The 6,098-nt window shown below is 59.3% G+C and carries 9 protein-coding genes; 2 read left to right on the top strand and 7 right to left on the bottom strand.

Annotated elements, in window-relative coordinates:
* Positions 1–133 precede the first annotated feature (133 nt).
* Entirely contained in the window at positions 134–739 is a 606-nt protein-coding gene (locus PMI26_RS10870) for a transglycosylase SLT domain-containing protein (RefSeq protein ID WP_007975988.1), read from the top strand.
* Between the two features lie 36 nt (positions 740–775).
* Here the strand turns inward: PMI26_RS10870 and PMI26_RS10875 are convergent, their stop codons facing one another.
* Both PMI26_RS10875 and PMI26_RS10880 read right to left on the bottom strand, forming a co-directional pair.
* Entirely contained in the window at positions 776–964 is a 189-nt protein-coding gene (locus tag PMI26_RS10875; RefSeq protein WP_007975986.1) for a hypothetical protein, read from the bottom strand.
* 93 nt (positions 965–1,057) lie between these two features.
* Positions 1,058–1,900: an NAD(P)H-binding protein gene (locus PMI26_RS10880; protein ID WP_007975983.1), complete on the bottom strand. Its 843-nt coding sequence runs from the start codon at positions 1,898–1,900 to the stop codon at positions 1,058–1,060.
* Between the two features lie 179 nt (positions 1,901–2,079).
* On the opposite strand from PMI26_RS10880, the gene PMI26_RS10885 reads away from it, so the two are divergent.
* Positions 2,080–2,736 carry a TetR/AcrR family transcriptional regulator gene (locus PMI26_RS10885; protein ID WP_007975981.1) on the top strand — a complete coding sequence of 219 codons (657 nt, stop codon included), beginning with the start codon at positions 2,080–2,082 and terminating at the stop codon, positions 2,734–2,736.
* Positions 2,737–2,769: 33 nt separating this feature from the next.
* Here the strand turns inward: PMI26_RS10885 and PMI26_RS10890 are convergent, their stop codons facing one another.
* The 5 genes from PMI26_RS10890 to modC all read right to left on the bottom strand — a co-directional run bounded on the left by PMI26_RS10890 (position 2,770) and on the right by modC (position 6,096).
* Entirely contained in the window at positions 2,770–3,054 is a 285-nt protein-coding gene (locus PMI26_RS10890; RefSeq protein WP_007975979.1) for a hypothetical protein, read from the bottom strand.
* Positions 3,055–3,261: 207 nt separating this feature from the next.
* On the bottom strand, positions 3,262–3,492 hold the full coding sequence (locus tag PMI26_RS10895) for a hypothetical protein (protein ID WP_007975977.1): 231 nt from the start codon (positions 3,490–3,492) through the stop codon (positions 3,262–3,264).
* A gap of 129 nt (positions 3,493–3,621) precedes the next feature.
* The gene (locus PMI26_RS10900) at positions 3,622–3,843 is read right to left on the bottom strand and encodes a hypothetical protein (RefSeq protein WP_007975974.1); all 222 of its coding nucleotides are present in this window, start codon (positions 3,841–3,843) and stop codon (positions 3,622–3,624) included.
* A gap of 72 nt (positions 3,844–3,915) precedes the next feature.
* On the bottom strand, positions 3,916–4,941 hold the full coding sequence (locus PMI26_RS10905; RefSeq protein ID WP_007975973.1) for a DNA topoisomerase IB: 1,026 nt from the start codon (positions 4,939–4,941) through the stop codon (positions 3,916–3,918).
* A gap of 75 nt (positions 4,942–5,016) precedes the next feature.
* The gene (gene modC / locus PMI26_RS10910) at positions 5,017–6,096 is read right to left on the bottom strand and encodes a molybdenum ABC transporter ATP-binding protein (protein WP_007975970.1); all 1,080 of its coding nucleotides are present in this window, start codon (positions 6,094–6,096) and stop codon (positions 5,017–5,019) included.
* Positions 6,097–6,098 lie beyond the last annotated feature (2 nt).

Below are 6,098 nucleotides of genomic sequence, written 5' to 3'. Positions count from 1 at the left end.
GCCTGCCAGCGATGGTCGTTAACGATAACGCGGGTGAACTGGATGAACGCGGCGCATTCGAGTCCATCGCCAGCAGGCTGGCTCCTACAGTTTCCCGGGATTGTGCGAAGAACTTTATTTTTGAGCGTAATGAATGACACAACGAAATTTTTTGCTGTTGGCTTTGTTGTTCATGTTTTTGACAGGTTGCACGACGATGCCACCCAAGGATCAGGACAATCTCTGCAGTATTTACCGTGAGTATCCCGACTGGTACGAGGACTCGCTGGAAATGCAGAGTGAATATGGGACACCACTGCATGTGGCCATGGCGATCATGAAGCAGGAAAGCAGCTACGTGGCGGACGCATTGCCGCCGCGTGACTACCTGCTCTGGGTGATCCCCTGGGGGCGAGTCAGTTCGGCCTATGGTTATGCGCAGGCTCAGGACCCGGTGTGGGGTGAGTACAAGGACAGTACCGGCAACGGCGGTTCACGTGACAATTTCGACGACGCGATCATGTTTATCGGCTGGTACACCACGGGCACGCAACGTCAGCTCGGAATCTCCAAATGGGACACCTACAATCAGTACCTGGCTTATCACGAGGGGCGTGGGGGCTTTAGCCGCAATTCCTATCGCAGTAAACCGTGGCTGATGCAGGTGGCCCAGAAAGTGCAAAAGCAATCGGAGATTTACAACGCCCAACTCAAGCAGTGTCGCCAGGCGCTGGAAGATGATCGCAGTGGGTGGTTCTAGCGCGGTAAAGACTCCGCTAGCGGGCGTTATGCGGGATCAAGGGCCTGCCTTGCGACGATCGCTGCCGGTCGGGTTGCCGGTGTTGATCAGCCTTCTTTCCTGCAACACGTTTTCCAACGCCTGGCGGTCTGACGGGGTCAATTGATGCTCTCGTTCCTTGAGTTCCAGCAGGATCGGGGTGGACCACTGGCGGTAGGTTTGTTCGGCACTACGATTGAGTGACATGCGTTTTCTCCTTGATCAGGCTCCTGCCAATTAAGGCGCCGCAGTTCGATACGCAAGAGACCCTAGTCGACGTACCCTGTTCTCGCCAATGCGTTACATCGTACGCCCATTTCCCCAGATGCCCGCAGCCGCAGTTCGCTGCACATAATCGCTGAAGTCGCGCGCCTGCCGTCCCAGCGCCCGCTGCACGCCATCGGTCACCGGTGTGTTGCGGCCGTCGAGCACGGTGGTGAAGAGGTACAGCACCAGATCGATCAACACCGGGGGAAGTTGTTCCTGTTCCATTGCCTGTCGATAGGCGAGCGCCGGTACGGCCACGAATTCGATGTTGCGATGAGTGGCTCGGGCAATCTCGGTCACGGCGTCGGCAAAGGTCAACGCCCGAGGACCGGTCAATTCATAGAGCTGGTGTGTATGCCCGGGCTGGGTCAATGCGGCGACGGCGCACTCTGCGATGTCGTCTGCATCGACAAAGGGTTCGGCGACCTGGCCGACGGGGAGTGCGAGCTCACCTTGCACTATGGGTTCAAGAAAGTGCGCCTCGCTGAAGTTCTGGCAAAACCAGCTGGCCCGCAGAATCGTCCAGTCAATCCCGCTGTCCTGTACGACGCGTTCGGCCTGTTGCGCTTCGACTTCGCCGCGCCCGGATAACAAAACCAGTTTGCGCACTCCGCTTTTCACCGCCAGGTCGGTGAAAGCCTGGATGGTTTCAACGGCGCCTGGAACGGCGAGATCGGGCTGGAAGGATATGTAGACCGCATGAACACCCTCGATTACCGCGTCCCAGGTCGATCGATCTTCCCAGTCGAAAGGAGGATTCGCATCGCGGGAACCCTGGCGAACGGGCAGGCCGGCCGCTTCGAGTCGCTGAGTGATTCGCCGTCCGGTTTTGCCGGTGGCGCCGAGGACCAGCAGGGTTTGCTGAGCGGTGTTCATCGCGTTCATCTCCATCGGGCAATGTGAGTAATGCTCACGTTTAAAAGATGATAGATCCTCATGTTTTTACGTCAACCCATCAGGTCGAATTGCCCGACGTGTGGGCATCTGTTGTTTGGCGTGGGGATGGGCGATGCTAAGGTGAGTACATGTCACGTTATTGATCGGGAAATTCACTCGTGCGCAAAAAGACCCCTGAAGCCCTCGAACAGCCTGCTGCAGAAGCTGTTCGGCGTAATCCCTCGCAACAGCGCAGTCGCGAGCGTCAGGAGCGGATTCTGACCGCGGCGACTCAATTGATTGCGGGCAAGGGCAGCGATCAGCTCAAGATGAGTGAAATCGCCGAGCGCGCCGAGATCTCGATCGGTTCCCTTTATCAGTATTTTCCCGACAAGAGCGCCGTCATCCGAACGCTCGCCGAACGCTACAACGCGGAGAGCCGTCGTTGCATTGCACAGGCATTGGAGACTGTCGAGGATGCCCAGGGTTTGCAGGCCGCTTATTCGCAGTTGCTCGACCTGTATTACGAGATCGTGATGGCGACACCGGTGATGCGAGACATCTGGTCCGGCATGCAGGCCGACAAGCAGTTGTTGCAGCTGGAGCTGGAGGAGAGCCGGGTGGCCGGAGAAATGCTGGCCCAAGCCATGCTTCGTGTGTATCCGCAAAGCGATGAGATGAAGGTCCGGCAATCCGCGTTTTTGATCTGGCACCTGGGCGAGGCGACCATGCGGTTGGCGGTCACTTGTACGCCAGAGGAAGGGCGCGCGCTGGTCGAGGCGTTCAAGCGCATGTCCCTGCGCGAGGTCATGGAGCCAGCGTGCAGGGACATCTGATCGCAGTAAAAGCCTGGTAGCTGTTTCAATTACTTAGACGAAAGGTTGGCCGGCAAATCCCCGTGGCAGTCGTTGCAGGCCGGCCATCGCGGTCAGTCGTTCGGTCCAGGCTGAACGCCAGTTGTCGGCGGTGTGCACGGCTTTGGCTTTGCGTGCTGCGCGGCGGGCAGCGTTGCGTTCAGCCTTGCGGGCTTCTTTGTAGGCGTCGGTGTTTCGGCAGCTTCTGCATTTCACCCGATTGAGTTCGCGGGTCGATACCAGGTTGTTGCCGTGGTGACCGCAGGCCAGGTGCCCGCTGACTTTGAAATGAGTGACCATTGGAACGTCTCCTTGGTGACGTGTGATCGGTTGACCCCACGTGAGCGGTGACGTTCGATTGGTTTTGCGCAACAAAAAATCCCGGCACGAGGTCGGGTTGCAAGAGAGGGTGAAAACTCGGCAGGCAGCCAGCTGTCCGGAGGCGTCAGTGCCACCGGTCATGCTGCCCTAATCGGGCCTGTCCTCGTACCGCGAATCCGTGGCGGATCATCTGAACCGAGGCAGAGGCCGGTCGACAGGCTGGAGAGAAGACAGCGTGTGCCGGATTAGCGGCGTGTCCTTCTCGATGTCGTTCAGGCGATCTCGAATTCTGAGGGCGGTAGGGTGTCCGCCTTGATGATCGACCCAGTCGGCGATTTCCTTGCAGGCCGCAGCCAGGCGCGCCTGACGGGAGTCGAGCAAGGTGAGCAGGGTGGTGATGGACTCTTTTTCGGACATGGGAGACACCTCCGTTCAAGAAACCTGGTGTGGCAGCAAAAAGCCCGCCGGGAGCGAGCTTTCTGCCGTTGGGGTCGCTGTTCCTTCAGCCATTTCAGTATAGACCCGTTAAAAAATGGTGACAGGCCCTCAACCTTGTCGGGCTGTCACTTGTGATTTGGCGTTCAACTGTCGGCAAACACGCTGAGCGTCTTCTTCAGTGTCGTAGCCATCGCCGATAAAGCCTTGGGTGCGGGTATCGGCGATGCGATACCAGACCGCGGCATCCGGAGGCAGATGGTCATTTTCACCCGCACGGCGGCCATGAATGATGATCTTGTTGCAACGCTTCACGACGAAAATGTCTTCCATGGCGTCTCCGCAGCGGATTCGTGTTCAGTTCAACTATAGAAGTCATTGGTGATCGTGCAAAAAATAGGCAGGTCAATTCGTCGGTTCAGGCGCGGCGGGCATTCTCTCAAGGAAGATCGCCAGCCCGACCTCTTCGGCCGATAGCCCCTTGCGCGCTCTGGTCCTTGGCAGTTGCGCCAGATCACCGAGAAGAAAGCCATCCAGCACCGCCGGGTGGATATAGCATTTGCGGCACACCGCCGGGGTATTGCCGAGCTGCCTGGCAACGTTCTTGACCATGTCCACCAGGTGCCGCCTGGCATCCGTTTCAGGCTCCCACTGCAGTTTGCGCAACATCGCCAGAGCCAGGACGCTGCCGGCCCAGGTGCGGTAATCCTTGGCGGTGAAATCGGCGCCGGTGAGCGTTTGCAAATAGCTGTTGATGTCGGATGAACTGACGGTGTGCCGGTCTCCGTTTTCATCCAGATACTGAAAGAGGTTCTGCCCGGGAATGTCCTGGCAGCGTTTGATGATCCGCGCCAGTCTCCGGTCTTTCACGGTGATCTGGTGTTCGACGCCACTTTTGCCGCGGAACTGGAACAGGATGGCACTGCCGTTGATCTCTACATGGCGGCTGCGCAACGTCGTCAGGCCGTAGGAGCGGTTATCCCGGGCATATTGGCTATTGCCGATACGGATCAACGTCGTGTCCAGCAAAGTGATGACCGTGGCCATGACTTTGTCGCGACTGAATCCCGGTGCCGCCAATTCAGCTTCCAGTCGCTGGCGCAGTTTCGGCAAGGCCAGCCCGAACTCACGCAGGCGCAAGTACTTGTCAGCGTCGCGCACCTCCCGCCAGCGCAGATGATAACGGTATTGTTTACGGCCCCGGGCATCCCGACCGGTGGCCTGCAGGTGCCCGCATGGATCGGTGCAGATCCACACTTCGGTATAGGCGGGTGGTACCGCGAGTGCATTGAGGCGTTTGATTGCCTCCGGATCGGTGATGCGCTGGCCCGTCGGGTCGAAATAGGCGAATTTTCCGCGCAGTTTCCTGCGGGTGATACCCGGCTGGGTGTCATCGACATAATGCAGGTCAGGCGGCAGTTCATCGGGCATGACAAGCGTCCAGGGCGAGGAATCACGTGGCGTTACAGCCATGGACCGCGCCCCGCTGCAGTCGTGCCGACGGATTTACGCCAGCACCGCGACCGCTTTGATTTGTGCCCAGAGTTGCTGGCCAGGGTGGATGTTCAGGTGATCGCGGGAATAACGCGTGATCCGCGCCAGCAGCGGCGTACCGGCGGCGTCCAGGCGAATCAGCACATGGGCGGCGTTGTCGGCGTTCATTTCACTGACCACGGTGACCGGCAGGCGATTGAGAATGCTGCTGTGCCCGGCACTGTGCAGGTTCAGGCTGACATCCCGTGCCTGGACCTTGCAGCGCAGTGCCTGGCCTGCATCCATGGGTGTATGCGGTACCCGAATGTTGAGGCTGGTGCCGGGCAACTGCAGGCTCAGCAATTGGTAGTCGGCGTCATAGGCGCTGACACGACCTTCGATCACCACTCCGGCGTCGTCCCCCATGGCCAGAGGCAAGTCGAGGCGCGCCAGAGTCTGGCCGATCGGTCCGCTGGCCAATGCCTTGCCGTTGCTGAGCAACACGATATGGTCGGCAAGCCGCGCGACTTCATCCTGGGAGTGGCTGACGTACAGCACCGGAATCTCGAGTTCGTCGTGCAGCCGCTGCAGGTAAGGCAGGATTTCACTTTTGCGTTGGGCATCCAGCGCCGCCAAGGGCTCGTCCATCAACAACAGTTTCGGGCTGGTGAGCAAGGCGCGGGCGATGCCGACGCGCTGTCGCTCGCCGCCCGAAAGGTGTTGCGGATGGCGGTCCAGCAAGTGGCGGATGCCGAGCAATTCGCTGGCGTGGGCCATGTCGACCCGCTGCTGCGACTTCGGGATGCGCTTGAGACCGAACTCCAGGTTGGCCAGCACCGACAGATGAGGAAACAGGCTGGCTTCCTGGAACACGTAGCCCAGCGTGCGTTTGTGCGGTGCGACGAAAACCTTGTTGGCGCTGTCTTGCCAGACTTCATCGTTGACCTGGATAAAACCCTGATCGGCCCGTTCCAGGCCGGCGATGCAGCGCAGGCAAGTGGTCTTGCCCGAGCCGGAATGACCGTACAGCGCCGTGACGCCACGACCCGGCAGTTGCAGGTCGACGTCCAGGGCGAAGCCCGGGTAATCCAGTTTCAGGCGCATGTGAATCATCG

Source organism: Pseudomonas sp. GM33 (genome assembly GCF_000282295.1).
Classification (GTDB): domain Bacteria; phylum Pseudomonadota; class Gammaproteobacteria; order Pseudomonadales; family Pseudomonadaceae; genus Aquipseudomonas; species Aquipseudomonas laurylsulfatiphila.
This window is presented reverse-complemented; position numbering and strand designations above follow the sequence as displayed.